Below are 26,344 nucleotides of genomic sequence, written 5' to 3'. Positions count from 1 at the left end.
ATCGCGACACGGGAATTATGTCCTTTTTGCGCCGCAATATAAGCTGCTCAATCAAGCATAAATTCGCACCCTTGCTCAAACCCCGGTCTCGCCCATGAAGAAATTTTGGATCACCGTCAGTTTTGTCGCAATCGCCGCGGTCGGCGTTTGGCAATTCGGGAATCTGGTCCCCTATGCCGCGCACATTCCCTACCTCTCGCAGCTCATCAAGCAGCCGGCCGGCGGCAATGGCGGCAGGCAGGCACAGGGCGATCAGACGCAGACCAATCAGGCGCCGACCGACCAGGCCGAGAATGGCGGGCAACACCAGGGTGGCGGGCGCAGACGCGGCGGCGGTCCGACCGTCGTCAAAACAGTCGCTGCGGTGAAAACGACGCTGCCGACGGATGTCACCGCGTCCGGCTGGGCCGATGCCGACGACAATACGACCATGGCCGCACAGGAACAGGGCCTGATCGTCAGCATCAATGCGCAGGATGGAGCCACCGTCAAAGCCGGCGATCTGATCGCCAAGCTCGACGACCGGACGGCGAAGGCGGCGGTCGACAAGGACAATGCGATGATCGTCCGGGATACGGCAACGCTTTCGGAAGCGGAGACGGCCCTGGTTCGCGCACAGGACCTGTTCGACCAGAAGGCCGGCACCCAGCAGAGCCTCGACCAGGCAAGAGCTGCCCGCGACACCGCCACGGCCACAGTCGAGGCTGACAAGGCCACCCTCGCCTCGGATCAAATCATCCTCGAGAATACGGATATCCGGGCGCCCTTCGACGGCCGGCTCGGCGATATTGCCGTCAGCAAGGGCGCCTTCCTCAATGCCGGCTCGGCAATCGTCACCATCGCGAAATACGACCCGATCTATGTGAAATTCCACCTGCAGGAGCGCTATTTGCGCGTCCTGAAGAAGGCGCTGGCAGTCGGTCCGGTCGAAGTCAGCACGGTTCCCGCCTCCGCCAAGGGGCAAGTCCGCAAGGGCGAAATCAGCTTCTACGACAACACGGTCGATACCGCCTCCGGCACGATCTTGGCCAAGGCACAGTTCGAGAATGCCTCCGGTGCGCTCTGGCCCGGCCAATCGGTCAACATCGTCGTGCACTTCAACAACGACGAACAGCAGGTGGTGGTGCCGACGGTTGCCGTCAGTCCCGGCCCCGACGGGTTCTTCGCCTTTGTCACCAAAGACGGCAAATCACATCTGACACCGGTCACCGTCGCCCGCGCCAATGGCGGCTTCACTGCCATCGAATCCGGGCTTCAGGCAGGCGACCATGTCGTGGTCGAAGGCCAGGGTCAGCTCAGCGACCAGCAGACGATCAACGAGCAGTTCGACGACAAGACGCTTGACGTCGCGTCTGCCGAAGCGACTCGGCAACCGCAGCAGTCCGAGACGATCGCGGTGGGAGCGCAGCAATGATCCCGAATTTCTGTATCCAGCGCCCCGTCGCGACGACGCTGCTTGCCATCGGCGTCATTCTGGCCGGTCTTGCCGGCTACCGGCTCGTGCCGGTTGCAGCCCTGCCGCAGGTGGATTTTCCGACGATCAACGTGTCGGCGCAGCTGAGCGGCGCCTCGCCGCAGACGATGGCAACCTCCGTTGCCACGCCGCTGATCAAGCAGTTCGAGACCATTCCCGGGATCAGCGAAATCAGCGCCTCGAGCTCGCTCGGCAGCACCAGCATCGTGCTGCAGTTCGATCTCAACCGCGATATCGATGCGGCCGCTGCCGACGTGCAGGCGGCGATCTCACACGCGACCCGGCAGCTGCCCGACAACCTGACGACACCACCGAGCTATCGCAAGACCAACCCCGCCGATGCGCCTGTGATGCTGCTTTCCGTGCAGAGCAACACCATGCCCCGCAGCAAGCTCGACGAGATCGCCGAGGACATCATCTCGCCATCGCTTTCGACGCTGCCCGGCGTTGCCCAGGTGAGCGTCTATGGGGCGCAGACCTACGCCGTGCGCGTCGAAGTCGACCCCAACAAACTGCTCACCCGCGGCATCGGCATCGATACCGTCAACAAGGCGCTTGCTGCCGCCAACAGCCAGCAGCCTGTCGGCACGCTGCAGAATAACTCGCAGAGCATGACCATCACCGCGAACACGCAGCGCGCCAATGCCGAACAATTCCGCTCGCTCGTCATTGCCAATCCGAACGGTGCGCCGATCCATCTCGGCGACGTCGCCGATGTGCAGGATGGGGTCGAGAACCAGTATACCGGCAGCTGGTATGATGGCCAGCGCGGCATCATCCTCGCTATTCAGCGTCAGCCCGATGCCAACACGGTCGATGTCGTCGATGCGATCAACGCCAAGCTGCCGCAACTTCACGCCGAAATCCCGTCTTCGATGACGACCGTGGTCATGAACGACGCTGCAAAACCCATTCGCGCCGCCATCACCGATGTGAAGTTCACGCTGTTCCTGACCATCGGCCTCGTGGTTTTCGTCATCTACCTCTTCACCGGCCATGCGACGGCGACGATCATTCCGGGGCTTGCCGTTCCGCTGTCGCTGATCTCGACCTTCGGGATGATGTATGTGCTCGGCTACAGCATCGACAATATCTCGCTGTTGGGGCTAACGCTCGCGGTGGGTCTGGTGGTGGACGATGCGATCGTCATGCTCGAAAACATCCTGCGTCACGTCGAAGAAGGCATGCCGGTGCGCGAAGCGGCGATCAAGGGGGCGGGCGAAGTCAGCTACACCATCATTTCCATGTCGGTTTCGCTGATCGCCGTCTTCATCCCGATTCTCTTGATGGGCGGCGTCGTCGGCCGCGTGTTCAACGAATTCGGCATGGTGGTCGCCATCGCCATCATCTCGTCGGCGATCGTCTCGCTGACGGTGACGCCGATGCTCGGCTCGCGTCTTTCCAACAATCACAGCCGGCCGCCGCTCCTCATTCGCCTCTTCGATGCCGGCTTCGAGCGGACGCTCAACGGCTACGACATGGCAGTCGGCTGGTGCCTTCGCCATCGTCTGACGATCCTCGGCGTGTTCCTGGGCTCGGTGGCGCTGACGGTCTATTTCTTCATGACGCTGCCGACGAGCTTCTTCCCGCAGGAGGATATCGGCCGCCTGTCGATCAGCACGCAGGCCCGGCAGGACATTTCCTATTCCGCCATGGAGGCGCTGCAGCAGCAGGCGGCAGCCGCCGTCAAGGCGAACCCGGCGGTCAACCACGTGATGTCGACGATCGGCGGCAATCCAAACAGACCGCAGAACAATGGCTCGATGTTCGTCGAACTCAAGGACAAGAAGGAGCGCCCGCCGCTTGATCAGACATTGCGTGAGCTGCGCACTGCGATCAACAAGATCCCCGGATTGCAGGCCTTCGTGACGCCGAACCAGAGCCTGCGCTTCGGTGGCCGCCAGACCGCCAGCCAATATCAGCTGGTCATTCAGGCGCTGAGCGCCGACCAGACCAACCTCTGGGCCGGCAAGATCCAGGCGGCGATGCGTGTTGACCGCGGGCTGTTTACCGATGTGACATCGGATGCCCAGAACAACGCCCTGCAAGCCAATATCGTCATCGATACCGAGCGGGCGGCGGCCTTTGGGATCGACAACGATACGCTGCGCACGACGCTGCAGGAGTCCTTCAGCGGATATGCAGCGGCGGAGATCCAGTCGACCGGCGACAGCTACGACGTCATCGTCGAATACGACACCAGCAAACCCTGGGACGACCAGAAGCTGTCGGAGATTCGCATCGCCTCGTCCAATGGCAGTCTGGTGCCGCTTTCGAACTTCGCGCACGTGCAGCGCACCACCGGCCCCGTGACGATCAACCAGACGGGCCAGCTCGTCTCGACCACCGTTTCCTTCAACCTGCCGGAAGGGGTTTCGCTCAGCGACGCGACGGCAGCGATCGACCAGATCAAGAAGGAGATCGGCCTGCCGGCCGATGTCTTCACCTCCTATGGCGGCACGGCCGAGATCTTCGCACAGTCGCAAGGCAATACGCCGTATCTGATCCTGGCGGCGGTGCTGACCATCTATGTCGTGCTCGGCGTCCTCTATGAAAGCTTCATCCATCCGCTCACCATTCTGTCCGGCCTGCCCGCGGCGGCGTTCGGTGCGCTGCTGGCGCTTGACATCATGGGGTTCGACCTGTCGATCATCGCCCTCATCGGCTTGTTGATGTTGATCGGCATTGTCAAGAAAAACGCGATCATGATGATCGACGTGGCGGTTGAGACCATGCGCACGACGGGGGAAAAGGCGACGGCGGCGATCCACGAGGCCTGCGTACGACGCTTCCGGCCGATCATGATGACGACGTTCTGCGCCCTGCTCGGCGCCCTGCCGATCGCGCTCGGCACCGGCGCCAGCTCGGAGCTGCGCCAGCCGCTCGGCATCGCCGTGGTCGGCGGCCTCGTCGTATCGCAGCTGCTGACGCTGTTCATCACCCCCGTCATCTTCGTCGAGATGGACCGGTTCGGAAACTTCCTCGGCCGGTTGGTGGGCGGTCGTAAGAGGGTCGAGGAACCAGTGCTGCAGGAGACAAGGGCGCTGGCCGCCGAGTAAGGCGTTCTGGCGATGCCGGGCCTTGCTGGTCCGCTTCCTGCCGCCGATCGGCGAAGAAGCGGAAATGGCAGAGCGCCTCGATCTTCAATCCACTTGAATGTGTCACGCCCCTGTGGCATCAACCGCCCTCCTTGATCCGGGCGTCCTTACGCCCTTGCGGAGCGCTGCTCCGTCTCCAACAACAATCGGCATGAAGAGGTGCGGGCATGGCTCAGGCGCTGGGTTTCGACTTCGGCACGACGAATACGGTTCTCGCCATGGCGGATGGCGGAGCAACGGGCTCGATGACGTTCACAAGCGCGGCCGGGACGGCCGACAGCATGCGGACGGCACTTTCCTTCATGAAGGACGCCCAGCTCGGCGCCTCGGCGCTGAAGGTGGAGGCGGGCCATGCGGCGATCCGGCAATTCATCGACAATCCCGGCGAATGCCGGTTCCTGCAGTCGATCAAGACCTTTGCGGCAAGCGCGCTGTTCCAGGGCACGCTGATCTTCGCCAAGCGGCACAATTTCGAGGACCTGATGGAGGTCTTCGTGCGGCGCCTTCGCAACTATGCCGGCGACAGCTGGCCCTCGGATGTCAGCCGCATCGTCACCGGCCGTCCGGTGCATTTCGCCGGCGCCAGCCCCGATCCGGCGCTCGCGACCGAACGCTACAACGAGGCGCTGTCGCGTTTCGGCTTTCCCGAAATCCACTATGTCTACGAACCGGTCGCCGCCGCCTTCTATTTCGCGCAGAACCTGAAGCAGGATGCGACGGTGCTGGTCGCCGATTTCGGCGGCGGCACGACCGACTATTCGCTAATCCGCTTCGAAACCGTCGCCGGAAGGCTGACGGCAACGCCGATCGGCCATTCCGGTGTCGGCGTCGCCGGCGATCATTTCGATTATCGAATGATCGACAACATTGTCGCACCGCTGATCGGAAAGGGCAGCCACTTCAAGAGCTTCGACAAGATTCTCGAGGTGCCGTCCAACTACTATTCCAGCTTCGGCCGCTGGAACCAGCTGTCGATCTTCAAGACCACGCGCGAATTCGAGGATCTGAAGAAACTGGTGCGCACCAGCCTGGAGCCGGAAAAGCTCGAAATTTTCATCGACCTCATCGACCATGACGAAGGCTATCCACTCTACCAGGCGGTGTCGGCGACGAAGATGGCGCTCTCGGCTGCCGACGAGGCGCCTTTCGACTTCGCGCCGCTTGGCCGCGGCGGACAGCGCAGCGTCAAGCGCCGCGACTTCGAAGGCTGGATCGCCGAGGATCTCGCCCGCATCGAAGGCGCACTCGACGAGGTGCTCGTCAAGACCGAGACGAAGCCTGCTGACATCGACAAGGTATTCCTGACCGGCGGCACCTCCTTCGTGCCGGCGGTGCGCCGCATCTTCACCGAGCGGTTTGAGCGTGACCGGATCGAAAGCGGCGGCGAGCTGTTGTCGATCGCCCACGGACTGGCGCTGATCGGCGAACGCGACGACATCGCACAATGGACTGTGCAATAAAGTCGGCGAGCGCGGCCAATGTGCCGCCCGCCCTTTCAATGCCACGATCTCTTCGCTAGATTTGCCGCATGATCTCCGCCAACGACCTTTCGCCCGCCGAGCTTGCAGCGCTTCTGCATTTCCATGCGGATGCCGGCGTGGAATGGCTGCTGGAAGAAGAGGCGGTCGACCGCTTCGCCGAATTCGAGGCGATGAAGTCCGCGCGCCGTCCGGCGGCGCAGGCGCAGCAGGAAAGGCCCATTGCCGAGGAACGTCCTCTCCCTGGGCATCGCCAGACATCGCCTCGTCCGACTGCAGCGGCGCATCCAGCGCAGGTCTCCGGGCCGCAGCCGGCGATCCCGGACGGCGAGGCCGTGCAGCAGGCGCGTTTCGTCGCCGAAGCTGCTCGGTCGCTCAGCGAGTTGAAGACCGCGATCGAAGCCTTCAACGGTTGCAATCTCAAGCACAGCGCCCGCTCGACCATTTTTGCCAGCGGCGACGCCGAAAGCGGCATCATGGTGATCGGCTCGGCGCCGAGCGCCGAAGACGACCGTGAAGGCCTGCCCTTCTCGGGTAAGTCCGGCCAGTTGTTCGACAAGATGCTGGCGGCGATCGGGCTGAACCGCTCGAGCGTTCTGCTGACGCAGGTCATCCCCTGGCGCCCGCCGGGCAACCGGGCGGCATCGGCGGCCGAGATCGACATCTGCCGGCCCTTCATCGAACGACAGATCGCGCTCATCGAACCGCAGGCGATTCTGCTGCTCGGCAATTTCGCGGCGCGATTCTTCTTCGGGGAAAACGACACGATTCACGGCCTGCGGGGCCGCTGGAAGGACATCGTCATCGCGGATCGTGCCATTCCGGCCATCGCCAGCCTGCATCCCCAGGATCTGTTAACCGCGCCAGTCAACAAGCGGCTGGCCTGGAACGATCTTCTCGCTTTTCAGGCGAAACTCATTTCCCTCTCCTTGCTCAGAAATTAGCCGAAGTTGAATAATTTATGAAGCGCGCCATGCATTTTTCGCATGGCTGCACCGCGTCAGCATGCCTTGCAGAATCTATGTTGCACTGCAATATAAGCCTGTGTCTTGGGAGGAATCACAGGAACCAAGGCCATGAACAAAAGATATCGTCCTATCCATTCCGGGTTTGAAACCCTTCGCCTTGCCGGCGACCAGCTTCGCTCCACACATGGCTACAGCCGCTTCGGCTTCGCCACGAACGAACAGATGATTGCCCGCGGCACCGGCATCAACAGCCGCACGGCGCGCCCGAACGCCATTTTCTCGGACTTCCAGCAATACTGAGCGCAATCGCTACAGGCCGCATCTCTCCAGACGAGCGGTTCGTGCTGTAGCACTCTGAATTTGCTGCATTTTCATGTCAGAATCATCCACCATGTCAACGATCCTGCTATCGCTTCTGCGCAACATCGAAACATTCGAGCATATCCGCGCCGCGGTCTGCGCCGCGCGCGAATATGAGCGCGAGCTGTCGCTAAAGCCAGCCGATGCCGCCTCGGGCTCAGGAGCGATCGTGTTGTGATCCCTCCGTCGGCGCGTCGATCTGGGCCTTCGCCCATTCGAAGGCCTCGTCGACATAGGCGAACTTGACGGCCTGCCAGGCGCAATATTCTTCGACGAAATCCCGCGATATCCAAAGGCGCGTCTTGCGCGGCTCGTCGAGCCAGCCGACGCAGCCGCGCTGCGCCGCCTTTGCCAAGAGCCGCTGCAGGTGCGTGCGCGACATCATGAAATCGGCGGCGAGCGCGCGGGTTTCGACGCGGCCGACGAGAAACCTGTCGGACTCGGTGTTCTCCGCATCCATCCGGCTTATGAAGTTGTCGACGACGAGGCCGCCCGCTTCCGTCCAGAGAAACTGCGCCACCCGCTCCGGCGGCTCCCGCCAGGCGGCATCTTCCAGGCAATGGCGGGCAATGCGCGGCTGAACGAGCTTCATCAATGCTGGATTTGCCTGGAAAAAGGCCGCCCTTTCGCCGCTGTCGAGCAGGTCGAGGGCGGCCAGATTGGCGTGGATCCAGCCAAACATCGCCTGGTGGCTGACATTGGCCGGTTCGAAATGTCGTGGACGGCGCCGCTCGTCACCAGGCGTGTGGGTGATGAAGCGGTAGGTATAAAGTTCTTCGATGAAGGCGAGCACGGTGTTACGGCTCGCCACCTTGTGTGCGGTGATGCGGCCGGTCAGCCGAACGGCGGTGAAACCCGACGTCGGGTCGCGCGGATCATATTCCAGGTGGAGGGCATAGGCGGTCTGAGTCAGGAGCCAGCGCTGATGGGAGGCGAGCAGTCGCGCCAGACGTGGACCGGCGTCGAACATGCCGCGCGTCTGCCCAGCCAGAAAGCGGATGCTCATCAAAAAGGAGCAGTTCCCCGCCAATTGCTCCGCCGTGAACGCCATTATGCTTTTCTCCATCTCCGCTCGCACACAGCGTTCGGAGCAGTAATATCAAAAGCCGTAAAGCGGCTCATTCAGACATGCATAGCGTTGAATAAATGATAGTTTCTCATGTTCAACAACCACATTCCGCAGGTCGACGCCATCCCAAGAATTCGCCATTCTTTTCGCTCACCGGAAGCAAGCCTCGCGCGATGTCGATCGACGCGCTGAAATCTTGCCGGCCGTGAGCCTCAGGCTTGCGGCGTCGTCGCCTTGCGCGCCTCGCGCTGTTCGATGCCCAGCTGATGCTCGCGATAGATGATGAAGATACCGGCGGCAACGACGATGACGGTACCGATCAGCATGGTGACAGTTGGCACGTCGCCGAAGACGAAGTAGCCGACGATACCGCCGAGCAGGATCGAGGTATATTCGAACGGCGCGATGGTGGAGACATCCGCGTGGCGGTAGCTTTCCGTCAGCAGAATCTGAGCGACGCCGCCGCAAAAGCCGGCAGCGATCAGATAAAGCGCCGACGGCCATGGCAGGACGAGCCAGCCGAAAGGAAGGGAAGCCAGCGAGAAGACCGACGCGGTAAGCGAAAAATACAGCACGATCGTCGCGGTCTTCTCCTCCTCGACGAGACGACGCACCTGGATCATCGCCATGCCGCCGAGAACGGCCGAGAGCAGCACGCAAAGCGCGCCGAGGGCCTGTTCGGCTTGCATGCCGCCGTCACGCAACAGCGTCAGCTTCGGCCAGGAGACGATGGCGACGCCAACAATGCCGACGAGGACGGCGCTCCAGCGATAGATGCGCACGGTTTCGCCGAGAAAAACCGCGGCGAAGACAACGGCGACGAGCGGCAAGGCGTAGCCGAGCGCGATCGCCTCCGGCAGCGGCAGATGCAGCAGGCCGTAAAAACCAAAAGCCATCGACAGGATGCCGATCGTGCCCCGCTTCAGGTGGCCGACCGGGTTGGCCGTGTGGAAGGCCGCGCGTAGCTGGCCGATATAGGCGAGATAGGCCATGATCGGGAAGAGCGCGAAGAAGGACCTGCAGAAGGTGACCTGGCCCGGCGGGATATCCGGGCCGGCCAGCTTGATGAAGGTCTGCATGGCCAGGAAGACCACGACCGATGAGACTTTCAGCGCAATGCCTCTCATCGGGTTTCTGAAAACCGAGTGCATGATCCTGGCTCTGATGCTGACTTAACAGGAACGGGGAGACGCGTCCGACTCGGGGACGCGGCGAGTGACGTCTGTCATCGTAGCTAAAGAAAATCGAGTTGGGCGAAAATTTATCGCTTTTCGCATCCAATCCGGCCGGTCAGGCGAAATACCACCAAGCGAATTGCGGCGGCCTCGACTGGCCGCATCGTGCAGCCGACGCAGAGCGGCGCTGCGGCGCTCGATCCGGTATAGCGTTTCGGCCGACAGCCACGTTCATCCGCTTCCAATAGATATTTTGCCTGCGAACTTCGCGTTCGCGGGCAATTTGCTTTAACTTTAGTTCAGACTTTAATGTAATCATGCCCGGCAATTTAGGCAGAGTGCGCCCGCCTCTGTATCCGCGGTTGTCAAATAACGGTCTTCAGGAAACACCATGCGAACAGATAACGGCCAGGTCATTCACCTGGCAGATTACCGTCCCACCGACTTCGTGCTGGAACGCGTGGACCTGACATTCGAACTTGATCCGACGGAGACGAAGGTCGAAGCGCGTCTCATCTTTCATCGTCGTCCGGGCGCCGACATTGCGGCGCCGATCGTGCTCGACGGCGACGAGCTGACACTGGCGGGGCTGCTGTTCGACCAGGTGGAGCTTGACCCTTCACGTTATGACGCGACGCCGGAAAGCCTGACGGTCCGCGACCTGCCGGAGAGCGCTCCCTTCGAGCTGACGATCACCACGATCATCAATCCTGAAGCCAATACCCAGCTGATGGGCCTCTATCGCACCGGCGGCATCTACTGCACGCAGTGCGAGGCGGAAGGCTTCCGCCGCATCACCTATTTCCCCGACCGGCCCGACGTGCTTGCACCGTTCACGGTCAACATCATCGCCGACAAGGACGCCAACCCGTTGCTGCTGTCGAACGGCAACTTTCTCGGCGGCGCCGGCTACGGCCCCGGCAAGCATTTCGCCGCCTGGTTCGACCCGCATCCGAAGCCAAGCTATCTCTTCGCCCTCGTTGCCGGCGATCTCGGCGTCGTCGAAGACACCTTCACCACCATGTCCGGCCGCGAAGTGGTGCTGAAGATCTATGTCGAACACGGCAAGGAGTCCCGCGCAGCTTATGCGATGGATGCGCTGAAGCGCTCGATGAAGTGGGACGAAGAGCGGTTCGGGCGCGAATATGATCTCGACATCTTCATGATCGTCGCTGTCTCCGACTTCAACATGGGGGCAATGGAGAACAAGGGTCTCAACGTCTTCAACGACAGATATGTCCTTGCCGATCCCGAGACCGCGACCGATGCCGACTACGCCAATATCGAAGCGGTCATCGCGCATGAATATTTCCACAACTGGACCGGCAACCGCATCACCTGCCGCGACTGGTTCCAGCTGTGCCTCAAGGAAGGCCTGACGGTCTATCGCGACCAGGAATTTTCCTCCGACCAGCGCTCGCGCCCGGTCAAGCGCATCGCCGATGTGCGTCACCTGAAATCCGAGCAGTTTCCGGAGGATGGCGGCCCGCTCGCCCATCCGGTGCGGCCGACGACGTATCGCGAGATCAACAATTTCTACACGCGGACGGTCTACGAGAAAGGCAGCGAAGTCACGCGGATGATCGCGACGCTCATCGGCAGGGACGATTTCAAGAAGGGCATGGACCTCTATTTCAACCGCCATGACGGCCAAGCCGTGACGATCGAGGACTTCGTCAAATGCTTCGAGGATGCAAGCGGGCGCGACCTCACGCAATTCTCGCTCTGGTACCATCAGGCCGGCACGCCGCTGGTCACCGCATCGGGCGGCTATGATCCGGCGGCCGGCACCTTCACCCTGTCGCTCGAACAGATGGTCCCGGCGACACCCGGCCATTCGAGCAAGGAACCGATGCATATTCCGCTTAGCCTCGCGCTCTTCGGCGAAAACGGCGGCAAGATCGAGCCGAGCTCCGTCAGCGGCGCCGAATATGCCGACGAGGTGCTGCACCTGACCGGCCGCACGCAGACGGCGGTATTCCACGGCATCGGCTCGCGCCCGGTCGTCTCGATCAACCGCAGCTTCTCGGCGCCAATCAACCTGCATTTCGATCAAAGCCCGGCCGATCTTGCTCGCCTCGCCCGGTATGAGACGGATCATTTCGCCCGCTGGCAGGCGCTGACCGACCTGGCGCTGCCGAACCTTCTCAAGGCCGCCCGCGACGCGCGTGAGGGCAAGCCCGTCGCCTGCGAGGCGACCTTCGTCGAGACGCTGATTGCGGCTGCCGCCGACGAGAGCCTCGAGCCCGCCTTCCGCGCCCAGGCGCTGGCACTGCCGAGCGAATCCGATATTGCCCGCGAACTCGGCGGCAACATCGATCCCGATGCCATCCATGCCGGCCGGCAGGCGATCCTGAAACAGATCGCCGATGCCGGAAAGAACGTCTTTGCCGGCCTCTACGCCGCAATGACAACATCAAACGATTTCAGCCCGGATGCAAAAAGCGCCGGCCTGCGCGCGCTGCGCAACAGCGCCCTCACCTATCTCACCTATGCCGAGCAGACGCCGGCTCGCGCCAAGGCCGCCTTCGACGCGGCCAACAATATGACCGATCTCAGCCATGCGCTGACGCTTCTCGTTCATCATTTTCCCGAGAGTGCGGAGACGGGTGAGGCGCTGGCCACCTTCCGCGACCGCTTCGCAGAAAACGCGCTCGTCATCGACAAATGGTTCTCCATTCAGGCCGGCATTCCAGGCGCCAAGACCCTGGAACGGGTGCGTGCCCTCATGGAGAATTCGCTCTTCAGGCGGACCAATCCGAACAGGATGCGGGCACTGGTCGGGACTTTCGCCTTTGCCAATCCGACCGGCTTCGGCCGTGCCGACGGCGAAGGCTATCGTTTTCTCGCCGGCGAGATTCTTGAAATCGACGAACGCAACCCGCAGCTTGCCGCCCGCATTCTGACATCGATGCGCTCCTGGCGCTCGCTGGAGCCAACACGTGCCGATCATGCCCGCGCCGCATTGAGCAGGATCGAACAGGCGCCCAACCTTTCCACTGACGTGCGCGACATTGTGGAGCGCACGCTTAAGGGGTGATTTGCCGAACCGGCGGCCGCGCAGGATGCTGACGGCCAGCCGGCCGGCTGATTAGAATAGCGCAAAAAATACAGAAATTTAAATAGTTAACGGTTTTTTACCTTTGCCTCTGGACAAGGCGAATCACCCGTGATTCTCTAGGTCAGGTTCGGGCGAGCGGCGCGCGAATCACACGAGGGACAAGGCGAAGAGATGATGGACGTGCGGCGGGCAACCGTGGCCGGAGGACGGCTGCGTGTCGATTTTGACGGGCTGAAAGCCTGGCGAAACAGCCTTTCGGGTCACGCGACATCGGAACCGCTCCTTCGTCATCTGCCGAAGGCGGAGCTCATCCTGAAGCGCACCATTCCGGCGCTGATCATCGCCTTCCTCTCCGTCGTCGCCGCCTCGCATTTCTTCGGCATGGCGAGCGAGTATGCCCGACTTGAGGCTTCCGCCCGCCATGCCACAGCACTCTCGGCGTCAACAGCCTCGGCCGTGTTTGCCGATGCGGCCCAGATTTTCGACAGCGGCGATATCGGCCAGGCGCAGACCCGCCTCACCAAGTACCTGCCGCAGGACCGGTTGGACAGCGGTGCTTTCGTGCTGCTGGTGCAGGCCAGCGGCAAGGTTTTCGCCGCAACGACCGCCGGGCTCTCGCATGTCGGCAGCAATGTCGGCGATTTCTTCCCGGAGGTATCGGCGATCCGGCGTTTCGGCGATCGTGCCGGCGTCATCGAAACTACGATTGGCGGCGTGCCGCACTATGCTGAGATCACTTTGATGGGCAATGCCGGCGGCTATATCGTCGCCGCCACCTCGCTCGAGGAGATCAGCCAGGTCTGGCGCGAGGAGCTGGCGCTCAACGTCACGCTGTTTGCCGGCATATCCTCGATCCTGCTCGTTATCCTCTACGCCTATTACACTCAGGTGAAACGCGCCCGCGATGCCGACGACATCTTCCTGGAGTCGAATCTGCGCGTCGAGACGGCGCTGTCGCGTGGCCGCTGCGGCCTCTGGGATTTCGATTTCGAGAACCGCGAATTCTTCTGGTCGCGCTCGATGTATGACATGCTCGGCCTGCCGGGATCCGATAAGACGATGGGCTTCGGCGAGGCCGCGCGGCTCATGCATCCGGATGACGGCGGGCTCTACGAGATCGCACGCGCCATCGCCAACGGACATTCCGGCCAGGTCGACCAGATCTTCCGCATGCGCCACGCCGGCGGCCACTATGTCTGGATGCGCGCCCGCGCCCAGGTGATCCGCAGCAATTCCGGCCGCATGCACTTGATCGGCATCGCCATGGACGTGACCGAACAGCATCGGCTCGCCCAGCGCTATGCGGAAGCCGACCAGCGGCTCGCCGACGCCATCGAATGCACCTCCGAAGCCTTCGTGCTGTGGGACAAGAACGACCGGCTCGTCATGTGCAACACCCATTTCCAGCAGGCCTATGGTCTGCCGGACAACGTGCTGGTACCCGGCACCGAGCGCTCCATCGTCAACGCAGCCGCCGCCCGCCCCGTCATCGAGCGGCGGGTCGCCGATGCCGACGGCTCGGGGCGCACGACGGAAGTGCAGCTTGCCGACGAGCGCTGGCTGCAGATCAATGAACGACGTACCCGCGACGGTGGCAGGGTCTCGGTCGGCACCGATATCACGCTGATGAAACGTCATCAGGAGCGGCTGCGCGAATCCGAACGCCGGCTGATGGCGACAATCGGCGATCTCTCCGCCTCGCGTCAGACGCTGGAGCTTCAGAAGGCCGAGCTATCGACGGCCAACGCCAATTACCAGGCGGAGAAGGAGCGCGCCGAAGCCGCCAACAAGGCGAAGTCGGAATTCCTCGCCAATATGTCGCATGAGCTGCGCACCCCGCTCAACGCGATCCTCGGCTTCTCCGAGATCCTGCAGAACCAGATGTTCGGGCCGCTCGGCTCGCTGAAATACGACGAATACGCCCGCGATATCCATGACAGCGGCAAACATCTGCTCAACGTCATCAATGACATTCTCGACATGTCGAAGATCGAGGCTGGCCACTTGAAGCTGCACTGCGAGCGCATCGACCTCGTGCCGCTGATCGAAGAAAGCCTGCGTTTCACCGCCATTCCGGCCGCCGAAAAGAACATCGTCATCGAACAGCGCATCTCGTCGGGCCTGACGCTGACGGCCGACCGCCGGGCGATGAAACAGGTGCTGCTCAACCTGCTCTCCAATGCGGTGAAGTTCACCGACAATGGCGGCCGCATCGCGGTGCGCACGCGCCGCGTCGACGGCGCCGTCTTCGTCACCATCGCCGACACCGGCATCGGCATTCCCCGTTCAGCGCTCTCAAAGATCGGCCAGCCGTTCGAACAGGTGCAGAGCCAATACGCCAAGAGCAAGGGCGGCTCCGGCCTCGGGCTTGCCATCTCGCGCTCGCTGACCTCGCTGCACGGTGGCCGCATGAAGATCCGCTCCCGCGAGGCGGTGGGCACAGTGATCTCGCTGCGTATTCCGGATGATGTCTAAGCTTTCACGGTTTTGACGAATATCTTTCTCACTGCTTTCGAAAGCCGCTTCACCTCTCCCTCAAGGGTTCTGATGTCAGGGCAGTCGCCGGCACGGCAGACGAGCTCGATGAGGCCGGCAGGCGCGTCTTTCGGGTCGAACTCGCTCTCGATGCAGAGTCGGATCAGCTGTGAAAGACTGGTGTAGAGCGCAAAGGCTTCCAGGCATGTGTCGAGATCGGCCGCCGACATCAGCCGGTCGCCGAGCAGCTTAAGAGCCTCGCCGGTGCTCTTGCCGTTCACGGCAATCCCGACGCCCCTCGTTGGCGCGATCAACGCCAGGTACTGGGCAATGAATTCGAGATCGATGACGCCGCCGGGGATCTGCTTCAAGTCCCAGAGACCGGATGGCGGCTTTTCCTTGTCGATCAGTTCGCGCATCTCGGCAACGTCATGCGCCACCTTGGCGATGTCGCGATCCGAAGTCAGCACCTCGCGGATAATATGTTCCGCCTCGGCAATCAGGCTTTCATCGCCCGAAATCAGGCGGGCGCGGCTGAGCGCCATATGCTCCCAGGTCCAGGCCTCCTGGCGCTGGTACTTGCCGAAGGCATTGATGCGGGTGGCGACCGGGCCCTTGTTGCCGGACGGGCGCAGCCGCATGTCGACCTCGTAAAGCACGCCCTCGGCGGTCGGCGCCGACAAGGCGGCGATCAATCGCTGGGTAATGCGAGTGAAATAACGCGTCGCATCGAGCGGCTTCCGCCCATCGGATTCGGAAGCCGCGTCGTCATAATCATAGAGCAGGATCAGATCGATGTCGGAACCTGCCGTCAGCTCGAAGCTGCCGAGCTTGCCCATGCCTGAGATGGCGATGCGGCCGCCGGGATAATCGCCATGCGCAGCCCGCATCTCGCTCGTCACGGCATCGAGTGCGGCCGCGACGATGAGATCGGCGAGATGGGTGAAGGCGCGAGCGGCCATTGCGCCATTGATTGCGCCGGTGAGCAGGCGGATGCCGATCAGGAAGCGCTGTTCGGCGGCGAAGATGCGCAGCCGGTCTAGCACTTCCTCATAGTGGCGGGCCTGGGCAAGAGAGCCCTTCAGGCGTTCGCCGAGATAGTCGCGTGTCGGCAGCTCCGCCATCAGGCCTGGATCGAGCATGCCGTCGAAGACATGCGGCTTGGCGGCGATCACCTCGGCCAGCCGGGGCGCCGAGGACATAATGTTGACGATCAGCGACAGGAGCGCCGGATTGCTGCCGAGCAGCGAAAAGAGCTGGATGCCGGCCGGAAGACCCGAGATGAAGCTGTCGAAGCGCAGCAGCGCCTCATCGGCACGCTTGCTTTCGCCGAAGACGCGAAGGAGTTCGGGCCCCAACTCCGTCAGTCTTTCGCGCGCCTCCACCGATTGCGTCGCGCGATAGCGGCCGTAATGCCAGGTGCGGATGACGCGGGAAATGTCGGATGGCCTGGTGAAGCCAAGCTTCTTCAGCGTCTCCAGCGTATCCGGGTCGTCGCCCTGGCCGGTGAAGACGAGGTTTCCGGTTTCGGTGGAAAGCCTGGTCTCCTGCTCAAACAGGCGGGCATAGCGACGCTCGACCGTCTTCAGCACGCCGACCAGCCTTTCGGAGAAGCTCGGCGTGTCGGTAAAGCCCATCATGAAGGCGATGCGCTTCAAGTCGGCATCGGTCTCCGGCAGAAGATGCGTCTGCTCGTCGCGCACCATCTGGATGCGATGCTCGACATCACGCAGGAACCAATAGGCCTCCGTCAGTTCGTCGCGCGTCTGCGCATCGATCCATTTCGCCTTGGTGAGTTCACCGAGTGTCTCCTCCGTCGACCGGCCGCGCAGCGCCGGCATGCGGCCGCCGGCGATCAGCTGCTGCGTCTGGACGAAGAATTCGATCTCACGGATGCCGCCGCGGCCGAGCTTGACATTATGGCCCTTGACCGCGATCGCGCCGTGACCCTTATGCGCGTGGATCTGCCGCTTGATCGAATGGATATCTGATATCGCCGCGTAGTCGAGATATTTGCGGAAGACAAAAGGCGACAGGCCGCGCAGGAATTCCGCGCCGGCCGCAAGGTCTCCGGCCACGGCGCGCGCCTTGATGAAGGCCGCCCGCTCCCAGTTCTGGCCCCTGCCCTCATAATAGATCATCGCCGCGTCGACCGGGATCGCCAGCGGCGTCGAGCCGGGATCCGGACGCAGTCTCAGATCGGTGCGGAAGACATAGCCGTCCGCCGTGCGCTCCTGCAGGATGCGCACCAGCCGGCGCATCATCCTGGGAAAGATCTCGATCGCATCATCCGGGTCGGGCACGATGCCGGCCTGTTCGTCGAAGAAAACGACGAGATCGATATCGGAGGAATAGTTGAGTTCGGACGCGCCGAGCTTGCCCATGCCGAGAACGATCAGGCCAGAGCCCTCACTTGGTTTCGCCGGATCGCGCAGCCTGAGCTTCCCGCCCTCATGCGCCGTGAGCAGCAGATGGTCGATCGCGGCTGCGACCGAGGCTTCGGCAAGCGCGCTCAGCCAGGCCGTTGTCGTCCGGCTGTCGAAGATGCGCGAGAGATCGGCGAGTGCAACGAGGAAAGCGGCCTTGCGCTTGACGATGCGCAGCCTGGTCATCACCATGGATTCCACCGGCGCCGCTCCCTCGCCATCCGGCCGCCATGAGCTTCGCGCCTCGGCGATCAGCGCCTCGATCTGCGGCTCCAACGGTTTGCTGATGGCGCCGGCGAGGACGGCCGGATCGAGATTGACGATTTCGCGCAGGTAGGGTGACAGCGTCAGCACGGCGGCGACGAAATCGCGCAAAGGCCCCTCCGTCTTCAGCATTGCGGCCACCGTGGGCTCGCTTTTGCTCGCCTCCTGAAGATCGGCCAGCGCCAGCTTCAGCTCCGTCTGGCTCAGCGGACGCAGCAGCCCTTCGGCGACATCCTTCAGGCCATGCGTCGATTTCGTCAGCATGCGCTCTCCCTGGCTCTGCAAAAGAAGAGGCGATTACCTGGAATCGCGGTCGTCGCCTTCGTTCCGGGTTAACTTAGGGTCCCGGCGGAAAACCGCCAATACGCGATTCAGCCTATCGCATTTCGGGACTTCAGGCAGCCTTGGCCGGGAAGATCATGCTGACGGTCAATCCGCGCTGTTCCGGCTTGTCGGGATCAGTGTCGGAGAGTTCCAGCCGACCGTTATGCAGCTCCATGACGGCTTCCACCAGAGAAAGCCCGAGCCCTGTACCCGGCTTTGAACGACTCTCGTCGAGGCGAACGAAGCGCTTCACCACGTCGTCGCGTCTGTCGGCCGGAACGCCCGGCCCGTGGTCAGACACCGACAAGCAGATGCCGTCCGGGCGGCGGGCAAGCTTCAGCGACACCACACCTGCTCCTTCCGTATCGGAGGAATATTTGATCGCATTGTCGAGCAGGTTGAAGATCGCCTGGCCGATCAGCTCGCGATTGCCCTGTACCTCGACACCGGGCTCGACGCTGGCGATGAGGCCGAGCCCGGCTTCCTCGGCCGCCGGTTCGTAAAGCTCGGCGCTGTCGGAGACGATGGCCGAAAGCTCGACCGGCGACATTTCCGCCGCGACCGATCCGGCCTCGACGCGGGAGATCATCAGCAGGGCGTTGAAGGTGCGGATCAGTTGATCCGATTCGGAAATGATGCCTTCCAGCGCCGCACGCCGTGTGTCGCCATCTGTCATATCGAGCGCATCGGCGGCCTTGTTGCGCAGCCGCGTCAAGGGGGTCTTCAGATCATGGGCAATGTTGTCGGAGACCTGCCGCAGGCCTTCATTGAGCTTCTCTATGCGTTCGAGCATGGTGTTCAACGACATAGACAGCCGGTCGAATTCGTCGCCGGATCCGCCGACCGGCAAGCGCTGCGACAGATCGCCCGCCATGATCTTCTTGCTCGCATCCGACATGCGGTCGATGCGTTTCAGCGCATTGCGGCCGATGCCGAACCAGATGATGATCGCACCGAGCCCCATGATCGCCAAAGCCACCATCAGTGCCTGGCGCACCAGCAGGCGGAAACGCTCGGGATCGCCGAGATCGCGGCCGACGAGAATTCTCAAGCCGTTGTCGAGCACGAAAATGTTGGCGATCGCCTTGTGCCGGCGCTCGACACCGCCGCCGTCCGTATAACGCTGATAGGAGAAGGGAGCCGAGGTCCAGCCGACCTCCTCGAAGACACCGGGCTGCACCGATGCGACATTGCCGGCGAGAATATCGCCCGAGGGACCGGCAATGATGTAGAGATTGGCCCCGGGCTGACGGGCACGCCGTTCCATCGTGCGCAGCAGAAGGTTCATGCCGCCTGTATCGTAGGCGCGCTGCACCTGCTCCACCTCCTGCCGGACGGCGTCGCGGATCTGGCCTGTCAGCAGCCGTTCCGACATCGCCGTCACATAGAAGACGAGCGTCGCGGCGCAGATGGCGAAGAGCAGAATGTAGAGTGCCGAAAGGCGGACTGCAGTGGACTTGAAGAGAACCCTGAAGCGGCTCATCCCTCATCCTTGATCATGTACCCCGCGCCCCGAATGGTTTTGAGGAGCGGCTGGCTGAAGTCCTTCTCAATTTTCGAGCGCAGGCGCGAGACGTGGACGTCGATGACATTTGTCTGCGGGTCGAAATGATAGTCCCAGACGTTTTCGAGCAGCATGGTGCGGGTCACCACCTGACCGGCATTCTTCATCAGATATTCGAGCAGGCGGAACTCACGCGGCTGCAGCGGGATTTCCTTGCCGCCGCGGCGCACCTCGTGAGAGAGCCGGTCGAGTTCGAGATCGCCGACGCGATAGACGACGTCCTGCTCCGGCGTGCCCTTGCGGCGGCCGAGCACTTCGACGCGCGCCAGCAACTCGCTGAAAGCGTAGGGCTTCGGCAGGTAATCGTCGCCGCCGGCACGAAGGCCGGTCACGCGGTCATCGACCTGGCCGAGCGCCGAGAGGATGAGGACCGGCGTGTGAATGCCCTTGCGACGCAACTCGCTGATGACCGAAAGTCCGTCTCGGCGCGGCAGCATGCGGTCGATGACGATGACGTCGTAGGTGTTCTCCGACCCCATGAACAAGCCGGCTTCGCCGTCGCTGGCGTGATCGGCGACGATGCCCGCCTCGCGAAAGGCTTTCGTGAGGTAAGCCGCGGCTTCGAGATCATCTTCGATGATGAGAATCTTCATGCGGCCGACATTACCCACCGGCTGGGTTTCGGCAAGGCTCAAAGCATCCTGCTGCGGGGCAGCGCTCATCACGATCATCCTTGAAAGGTCAGAAGAAACGAGCCGCGCGGACCTCGGTCCGCACGGCTCCGGTTTTCTTTGCGGATCAGCCCTGGCCGTTGATCGGAAGCGCGACGAAACGGCTTCCTTCACTGGACTGGATCTGGAACAACGCGCGGGTGCGGCCGTCCTTCTTGGCCTGGTTCAGCACCTTGACGACATCGGCGGCGGTGGAGACCTCCTGATTGTTGACGGAGGTGATCTTTTCGCCTTCCTTGATGCCTTTGTCGGCGGCATCGGAGTCGGGATCGATGCCGGTGATCGCCAAGCCCTTGCCGTCATCGGAGGGGCCAACCGTCAGACCGAGATCGGCAAGCGCCTTCTCGGAAGCCGGTGCCTCAGGCTGCTGCGGCTGATTGTTGTTGTCATCGGCATTGGCATCCTTCTGATCGGCCGGCAGCGTGCCGAGTTCGACCGTGAGCGACTGGGCCTTGCCGGCGCGCCAGACCGAAAGCTCGGCCTTGCTGCCCGGCTGCATCGCACCAATGCGGCGGCTGAGATCACGGGCATCCTTGATCGTTTCGCCATTGAGCGCCGTGACGACGTCACCGGCCTTCATGCCGGCCTTGTCACCCGGCGATCCGGGCTGCGGGGCGACAACGAGAGCGCCGCTCGGCTCGGAAAGTCCGATTGACTCGGCGATATCCTTGGTCACCGGCTGGATCTGGACGCCCAGCCAGCCGCGGGAAACCTGGCCATCCTTCATCAGATCAGCAACGACGTCCCTTGCGGTCGAGGCCGGAATGGCGAAGGCGATGCCGACGCTGCCGCCCGAGGGCGAGAAGATCGCCGTGTTGATGCCGACGACTTCGCCGTTGAGGTTGAAGGTCGGGCCGCCGGAGTTGCCGCGGTTCACGGCCGCATCCACCTGCAGGTAATCGTCATAAGGACCGGAACCGATATCGCGGCCGCGGGCCGAGACGATGCCGGCCGTGACGGTGCCGCCGAGGCCGAAGGGGTTGCCGACGGCGACGACCCAGTCGCCGACGCGGACATTGTTGTCGTCGGCCCAGTTGACATAGGTGAACTTCTTGCCCTTGCCGTCGACCTTCAGCACGGCGAGATCGGTGCGCGGATCCTTGCCGATCAGCTTGGCGTCGAGTTCGGTGCCGTCATTCATGACGGCGACGAAGGCCTGACCATCGGAAACGACGTGGTTGTTGGTGACGATGTAGCCGTCCTCGGAGATGAAGAAGCCGGAGCCTTGAGCGACCGGACGCAGACGGCCCTTGCCGCCGGGACCATTCGGGCCGCCCGGACCGTTCTGGCCGAAGCGCCGCTGGTGGCCGCCCTGCTGGTCGTTCGGATCCTGGCCGAACTGACGGAACAAGCGCTTCAGCGGGTGATCGTCGGGCAGATCGTCGAAGCCGCGGCCGTTGAAATCGAAGGCGAAGCCGTCATTGTCGGCGACGGGATTGACGCGGTTTTCGACGCGAACGGAGACGACGGCGGGCGAAACGGCATCGACGACATTGGCGAAGCTCGGCACGGCAGGCGCCTGAACCTTGACAGCTTCAGCGTAAGACCGGGTGATTTCGAGCGGAACGCCGGTTGCGAGCACAGCGGCTGCGATACCGGCGACGGTAGAAGCCTTGAGCACAGTGGCGAGGGACGGACGTCCGTTGAAATTCTTCAGCATTGGAGCACCTTCTCTTGTTCTTAGACCTTCAGACCGGCGACGCCGGATCAGTCGATGACTTAAGATATAGGACGCGGCACCTTACTGCGAACTGTCCGGCCAATGAAAAGTTGGTAATGTTTGTGATCTCTGCTTGCGCGAATCCGAGCCATCGCGACGAAGGATCGCTAGTCAGACGTTACTTATCCAAAAGCTCGCTCAGCCGCGCCTGCTCTTCCGGCGTCAGTTTGCTTCCAGTCGGCCGGCCTCTCCTCTTGCGCGCAAAGACGAGCAGCGACACGCCGCCGGCAAGGATCAGCAGCACCGGGGCGCCCCAGAGCAACACCGTCCTCATGCTGAACCGCGGCTTCAGTAGCACGAACTCGCCGTAGCGTGAGACGATGTAGTTGAGCACCGCCTCATCGCTGTCGCCGTTCCTGATGCGCTCACGCACCAGCAAGCGAAGATCCTTGGCGAGCTCGGCATTGGAATCGTCGATCGACTGGTTCTGGCAGACCATGCAGCGCAGTTCGGCCGATAGCGCCCGGGCGCGAGCCTCCAGCGCCGGATCGGCCAGCACCTCGTCGGGATTGACGGCGAAGGCGGAAACGGGTGCGAAGAACAGGAACACGGCGACGAGGAGACGGGAGAAATGCATCATTCCGCCGGCTCCATGGCAGGCGCGGCCGGTTTGGCCTTGGCCTTTCTCCGCGGGGCGCCGACGCGCAGGCGCCGATCACTCAGCGAGACGAGGCCGCCGGCGGCCATGATCAAGGCCCCGCCCCAGATGCACAGGATGAACGGCTTCCACCAGATGCGCACGACGATGCCGCCGTCCTTGGTGGCGTCGCCGAGCGAGACATAGAGCTGGCTGAGGCCGAAGGTCAGGATGCCCGCCTCCGTCGTCGGCATCTGCCGGGCGGTGTAGAGCCGCTTGGCCGACCAGGTGTCGGCAATGGTGACACCGGCGCGCCGGATGGTGAAGTGGCCGCGCTCCTCGGTGTAGTTCGGCCCCCTGCCCGACCGCATGCCGTCGAACTCAAGGCTGTAGCCGCCGGCATCGACCGTCTGACCCGGCTTCATCTCGACGACATGTTCGCTCTGGAAGGTAGTGACGGCGACGATGCCGAGCACGCTGACGCCGAGCCCGGCATGGGCAAGCGCGGTGCCGAAGGCCGAGCGCGGCAGACCGCTCAGGCGCCGCCAGGCGATGGCGCCCGCCACCTTGCCGATGCCGGCGCGATACCAGAGATCGGCAATGGCGCCGAGGATCAGGAACAGGCCGGCCACCAGCCCAAGCACGGAGAGCACCGGCCCGCCATGCTGGAGATAGAAGAAGACGACCGCGGCGGCGAAGGCGAGAGCCGCGATGACATAGAGCCGCTGCAGGGCGCCGAGCAGATCGCCGCGCTTCCAGGCCAGCAGCGGCCCGAACGGCACGATGACGAGCAGCGGCGCCATCAAGAGGCCGAAGGTCAGGTTGAAGAAGGGCGGCCCGACGGAGATCTTGTCGCCGGTCAGCGTCTCCAACAGCAGCGGGTAAAGCGTGCCGGTCAGCACCGTGCCGCAGGCAACCGTCAGGATCAGATTGTTGAGGACGAGCGCGCCCTCGCGCGAGATCGGCGCAAACAGCCCGCCGGCCGCAAGCTTCGGGGCGCGCAGGGCAAACAGCGACAGCGCCCCGCCGATGAAGATCAGCAGGATGGAGAGAATGAAGACGCCGCGGGTGGGATCGCTGGCAAAGGCATGCACCGAGGTCAGCACGCCGGAACGCACCAGGAAGGTGCCCATCAGCGACAGCGAGAAGGTCAGGATGGCGAGCAGCACCGTCCAGATCTTCAGCGCCTCGCGCTTTTCCATGACGAGGGCCGAATGCAGCAGCGCGGTGCCGGCGAGCCACGGCATGAAGGAGGCGTTCTCCACCGGGTCCCAGAACCACCAGCCGCCCCAGCCGAGCTCGTAATAGGCCCAGTAGGAGCCCATGGCGATGCCTAATGTCAGGCAGGTCCAGGCGGCCAGCGTCCAGGGCCTGACCCAGCGGGCCCAGGCGGCGTCGATGCGGCCTTCGATCAGGGCTGCGACGGCAAAGGAGAAGCAGACGGAAAAGCCGACATAGCCGAGATAGAGCAGCGGCGGGTGGATGGCGAGGCCGATATCCTGCAGCACCGGATTGAGGTCGCGGCCCTCGGCCGGGGCCGGATCGAGCCGCAGGAAGGGATTGGAGGTCAAGAGAATGAACAGCGTGAAGGCGAGCGAGATCCAGGCCTGCACGGCCAGCACATTGGCCTTCAGCGTCTCCGGCAGGTTGGCGCCGAAGATCGCGACCAGGGCGCTGAACAGCGCCAGGATCAGCAGCCAGAGCATCATCGATCCCTCGTGATTGCCCCAGACGCCGGAATATTTGTAGATCAGCGGCACCAGCGAATGCGAATTCTCCCAGACGTTCTCGACCGAGAAGTCGGAGACGACATGGGCATAGGTCAGCACGGCAAAGGCAAAGGCGACGAGCGCAAACATGACCAGCGAGCCGACGCTCGCCACATCCATCATCGCCGGGTCATGGCGGCGGGCGCCGATCACCGGCACGATCGAGACGATCAGCGCCGTCGCCAGCGCCAGCACCAAAGCGTAATGGCCGATCTCGATGATCATGGCGTCGCCTTCGCCTCCTGTCCCTGACCGGCTCCCCCTTGGCCTTCCTGCCACAGCCCCTGCTGCTTCAGCTTGTCGGCCACCTCCTTCGGCATATAGGTCTCGTCATGCTTGGCCAGCACGGTGTCGGCAACGAAGACATTCGTGCCTGGTGTAAACATGCCTTCGGTGACGACACCCTGGCCCTCACGAAACAGATCGGGCAGGATGCCGGTATATTGAACCTTCACCGCATTGGCGCTGCCGTCGGTGACGGAAAACTCCACCGTCGAACCGGCGCCGCGCACGACGCTGCCCGCTCCGACCAGGCCGCCCAGCCGGATGCGGGTCTCCGGCGCCACCGGCGTCTTGGCCAGATCGGCCGGCATGTAGAAATAGGCCACCGACTGGCTGAAAGCGAACATCACCAAAAGCACCGCCGCAAGGATGAAACTCATCCCGCCAGCGATCACCGCAAGGCGCTTCTGCTTGCGCGTCATCGCGTTATCCCCTCCGTGGCAATGCCAAGTTCCCTGGCAAGCGCCAGCAATTGCCGGCCCTGCTCACCGGACGGCGGAAAGGCGGCCAGCCCACGCCTCAGGGCGTCGGCTGCGCGATCCTTATCGTTCAATACGGCGTAAGAGCGGACGAGCCGCATCCATCCCTCGAAATTGTTGGGATCCTCGCTGAGCTTGGCATCGAGGCTTTCGACCATGCCGCGGATCATCTGCTGACGATCGCCGGCCTTCATGTTTTCAGCCGCCGCTACGTCTTCCGATGTCGGTCCGCCGGGCGCCGCCGGCGGGGCGACCTCGCCGCCGTTCTTGGCGATATGTTCATTGACCAGCGGCAGCCAGGGCGCATCGGCCGGCGATTGCTGCGCCAGTGCCTCGAAGGCCTGGCGCGCCTCGTTGGCCCTTCCGGCCTGCTCCATGCTGAGCGCGATGTAGAAGCGGGCACGCGGATTGTCGGGCTCCAGCGTCAGCGACTGTTCCAGCACCTGACGCGCCTCGTCCGTCACGACGCCGTCGGAGACCGCCATCAGCGTTTCGGCAAGGCCGTCGAGCCGGATCGGGCTTGGGCCGAGAAGCCGGATCGCATTGCGGTAGGCCACCTCAGCATCGGCCATCCGCATCGTGCGGAAATAGATCGGCGCCAATACGTCCCAGCCCTTGCCGTCGTCGGGATTCTGAGCCAGATGCCGCTCCGCTTTGGCGATCAGCACCGCCACGTCGTCGCCGGGGTTTTCCAACCGCGCCTCCAGCGGCTGCGACGGCAGATCCGGCCTGCCCGTCGTCAAATAAAGACAGAGCCCGAGCACCGGCAGGATCAAGAGAACGAAGACTTCAGTGAGACGATGATGCCGTGCGGGTTTCTCCATCGTCTCCGGCTCGCCGGCAGAGGCGGCGATCAGCCGCCGGCCGATTTCGGCCCTGGCGTAATCAGCCTCCTCAGGCGTGATCAGCCCGCCGGCAAGGTCGCGGTCGAGTTCGCGCAACTGGTCGCGGTAGACTGCCGCCTCGCCGGCACGGCTGTTCTGCGCCGCCTTCGCACCACGCAGAAGGGGGTAGAGCAGGATGACAGCGACGGCTGCCGTCAGAACGGCAACGAGAATCCAGAACAGCATATCGGCCCAAATACGTGAAGCTCACGCCTATTCCAACTGC

The 26,344-nt window shown here is 62.9% G+C and carries 18 protein-coding genes; 8 read left to right on the top strand and 10 right to left on the bottom strand.

Going from position 1 to position 26,344, the window contains the following annotated elements:
* The first annotated feature begins 94 nt into the window (after positions 1 to 94).
* From NL154_RS05195 to NL154_RS05170, 6 genes are all read left to right on the top strand, one after another.
* Positions 95 to 1,414, top strand: a complete 1,320-nt coding sequence (locus NL154_RS05195; RefSeq protein WP_434733699.1) for an efflux RND transporter periplasmic adaptor subunit — start codon at positions 95 to 97, stop codon at positions 1,412 to 1,414.
* Positions 1,411 to 4,533, top strand: a complete 3,123-nt coding sequence (locus NL154_RS05190; protein ID WP_434733698.1) for an efflux RND transporter permease subunit — start codon at positions 1,411 to 1,413, stop codon at positions 4,531 to 4,533. Before NL154_RS05195 ends, NL154_RS05190 begins: the two co-directional genes overlap by 4 nt.
* Before the next feature lie 206 nt (positions 4,534 to 4,739).
* Positions 4,740 to 6,032, top strand: a complete 1,293-nt coding sequence (locus tag NL154_RS05185; protein ID WP_210628560.1) for an Hsp70 family protein — start codon at positions 4,740 to 4,742, stop codon at positions 6,030 to 6,032.
* 68 nt (positions 6,033 to 6,100) lie between these two features.
* A complete protein-coding gene (locus NL154_RS05180) occupies positions 6,101 to 6,994 on the top strand; it encodes a uracil-DNA glycosylase (protein WP_210628561.1) in 894 nt (297 codons plus the stop codon).
* Positions 6,995 to 7,126: 132 nt separating this feature from the next.
* On the top strand, positions 7,127 to 7,318 hold the full coding sequence (locus tag NL154_RS05175; protein WP_168294200.1) for a hypothetical protein: 192 nt from the start codon (positions 7,127 to 7,129) through the stop codon (positions 7,316 to 7,318).
* Between the two features lie 91 nt (positions 7,319 to 7,409).
* Positions 7,410 to 7,556 (top strand): hypothetical protein, encoded by a 147-nt coding sequence (locus NL154_RS05170; protein ID WP_210628562.1) that lies wholly within the window; start codon positions 7,410 to 7,412, stop codon positions 7,554 to 7,556.
* Here NL154_RS05170 and NL154_RS05165 read toward each other — a convergent pair.
* Both NL154_RS05165 and NL154_RS05160 read right to left on the bottom strand, forming a co-directional pair.
* The gene (locus NL154_RS05165) at positions 7,536 to 8,429 is read right to left on the bottom strand and encodes a hypothetical protein (RefSeq protein WP_221147749.1); all 894 of its coding nucleotides are present in this window, start codon (positions 8,427 to 8,429) and stop codon (positions 7,536 to 7,538) included. The two genes, NL154_RS05170 and NL154_RS05165, sit on opposite strands and share 21 nt — an antisense overlap.
* A 230-nt stretch (positions 8,430 to 8,659) precedes the next feature.
* Positions 8,660 to 9,598 carry a DMT family transporter gene (locus NL154_RS05160; RefSeq protein WP_210628564.1) on the bottom strand — a complete coding sequence of 313 codons (939 nt, stop codon included), beginning with the start codon at positions 9,596 to 9,598 and terminating at the stop codon, positions 8,660 to 8,662.
* A gap of 415 nt (positions 9,599 to 10,013) precedes the next feature.
* On the opposite strand from NL154_RS05160, the gene pepN reads away from it, so the two are divergent.
* Both pepN and NL154_RS05150 read left to right on the top strand, forming a co-directional pair.
* Positions 10,014 to 12,662: an aminopeptidase N gene (gene pepN, locus NL154_RS05155; RefSeq protein ID WP_210628565.1), complete on the top strand. Its 2,649-nt coding sequence runs from the start codon at positions 10,014 to 10,016 to the stop codon at positions 12,660 to 12,662.
* A gap of 192 nt (positions 12,663 to 12,854) precedes the next feature.
* Positions 12,855 to 15,158, top strand: a complete 2,304-nt coding sequence (locus tag NL154_RS05150) for a PAS domain-containing sensor histidine kinase (protein ID WP_210628566.1) — start codon at positions 12,855 to 12,857, stop codon at positions 15,156 to 15,158.
* On the opposite strand, the gene NL154_RS05145 is transcribed toward NL154_RS05150, so the two are convergent.
* From NL154_RS05145 to ccmI, 8 genes are all read right to left on the bottom strand, one after another.
* Positions 15,155 to 18,112, bottom strand: a complete 2,958-nt coding sequence (locus NL154_RS05145; protein WP_434733697.1) for a bifunctional [glutamine synthetase] adenylyltransferase/[glutamine synthetase]-adenylyl-L-tyrosine phosphorylase — start codon at positions 18,110 to 18,112, stop codon at positions 15,155 to 15,157. The two genes, NL154_RS05150 and NL154_RS05145, sit on opposite strands and share 4 nt — an antisense overlap.
* 130 nt (positions 18,113 to 18,242) lie before the next feature.
* On the bottom strand, positions 18,243 to 19,655 hold the full coding sequence (locus NL154_RS05140) for a sensor histidine kinase (protein ID WP_434733696.1): 1,413 nt from the start codon (positions 19,653 to 19,655) through the stop codon (positions 18,243 to 18,245).
* Positions 19,652 to 20,407 (bottom strand): response regulator transcription factor, encoded by a 756-nt coding sequence (locus NL154_RS05135; protein WP_405047691.1) that lies wholly within the window; start codon positions 20,405 to 20,407, stop codon positions 19,652 to 19,654. Before NL154_RS05135 ends, NL154_RS05140 begins: the two co-directional genes overlap by 4 nt.
* A gap of 67 nt (positions 20,408 to 20,474) precedes the next feature.
* Positions 20,475 to 22,067, bottom strand: a complete 1,593-nt coding sequence (locus NL154_RS05130) for a Do family serine endopeptidase (RefSeq protein WP_210628569.1) — start codon at positions 22,065 to 22,067, stop codon at positions 20,475 to 20,477.
* A 178-nt stretch (positions 22,068 to 22,245) separates the two neighbouring features.
* Complete coding sequence (locus NL154_RS05125) at positions 22,246 to 22,707, bottom strand: cytochrome c-type biogenesis protein (RefSeq protein ID WP_434733695.1); 462 nt, start codon at positions 22,705 to 22,707, stop codon at positions 22,246 to 22,248.
* A complete protein-coding gene (locus NL154_RS05120) occupies positions 22,704 to 24,698 on the bottom strand; it encodes a heme lyase CcmF/NrfE family subunit (RefSeq protein ID WP_434733694.1) in 1,995 nt (664 codons plus the stop codon). Before NL154_RS05120 ends, NL154_RS05125 begins: the two co-directional genes overlap by 4 nt.
* Complete coding sequence (ccmE, locus tag NL154_RS05115) at positions 24,695 to 25,177, bottom strand: cytochrome c maturation protein CcmE (protein WP_210633354.1); 483 nt, start codon at positions 25,175 to 25,177, stop codon at positions 24,695 to 24,697. Before ccmE ends, NL154_RS05120 begins: the two co-directional genes overlap by 4 nt.
* A complete protein-coding gene (gene ccmI, locus NL154_RS05110) occupies positions 25,174 to 26,304 on the bottom strand; it encodes a c-type cytochrome biogenesis protein CcmI (RefSeq protein WP_210628573.1) in 1,131 nt (376 codons plus the stop codon). The genes ccmE and ccmI overlap by 4 nt, the downstream gene beginning before the upstream one ends.
* Positions 26,305 to 26,344: the final 40 nt, after the last annotated feature.

This window comes from Rhizobium sp. YTUHZ044 (genome assembly GCF_051123975.1).
Taxonomy (GTDB): domain Bacteria; phylum Pseudomonadota; class Alphaproteobacteria; order Rhizobiales; family Rhizobiaceae; genus Rhizobium.
Note: the sequence above shows the minus strand (reverse complement) of the source record. Positions and strands in the feature narration are given on the sequence as shown.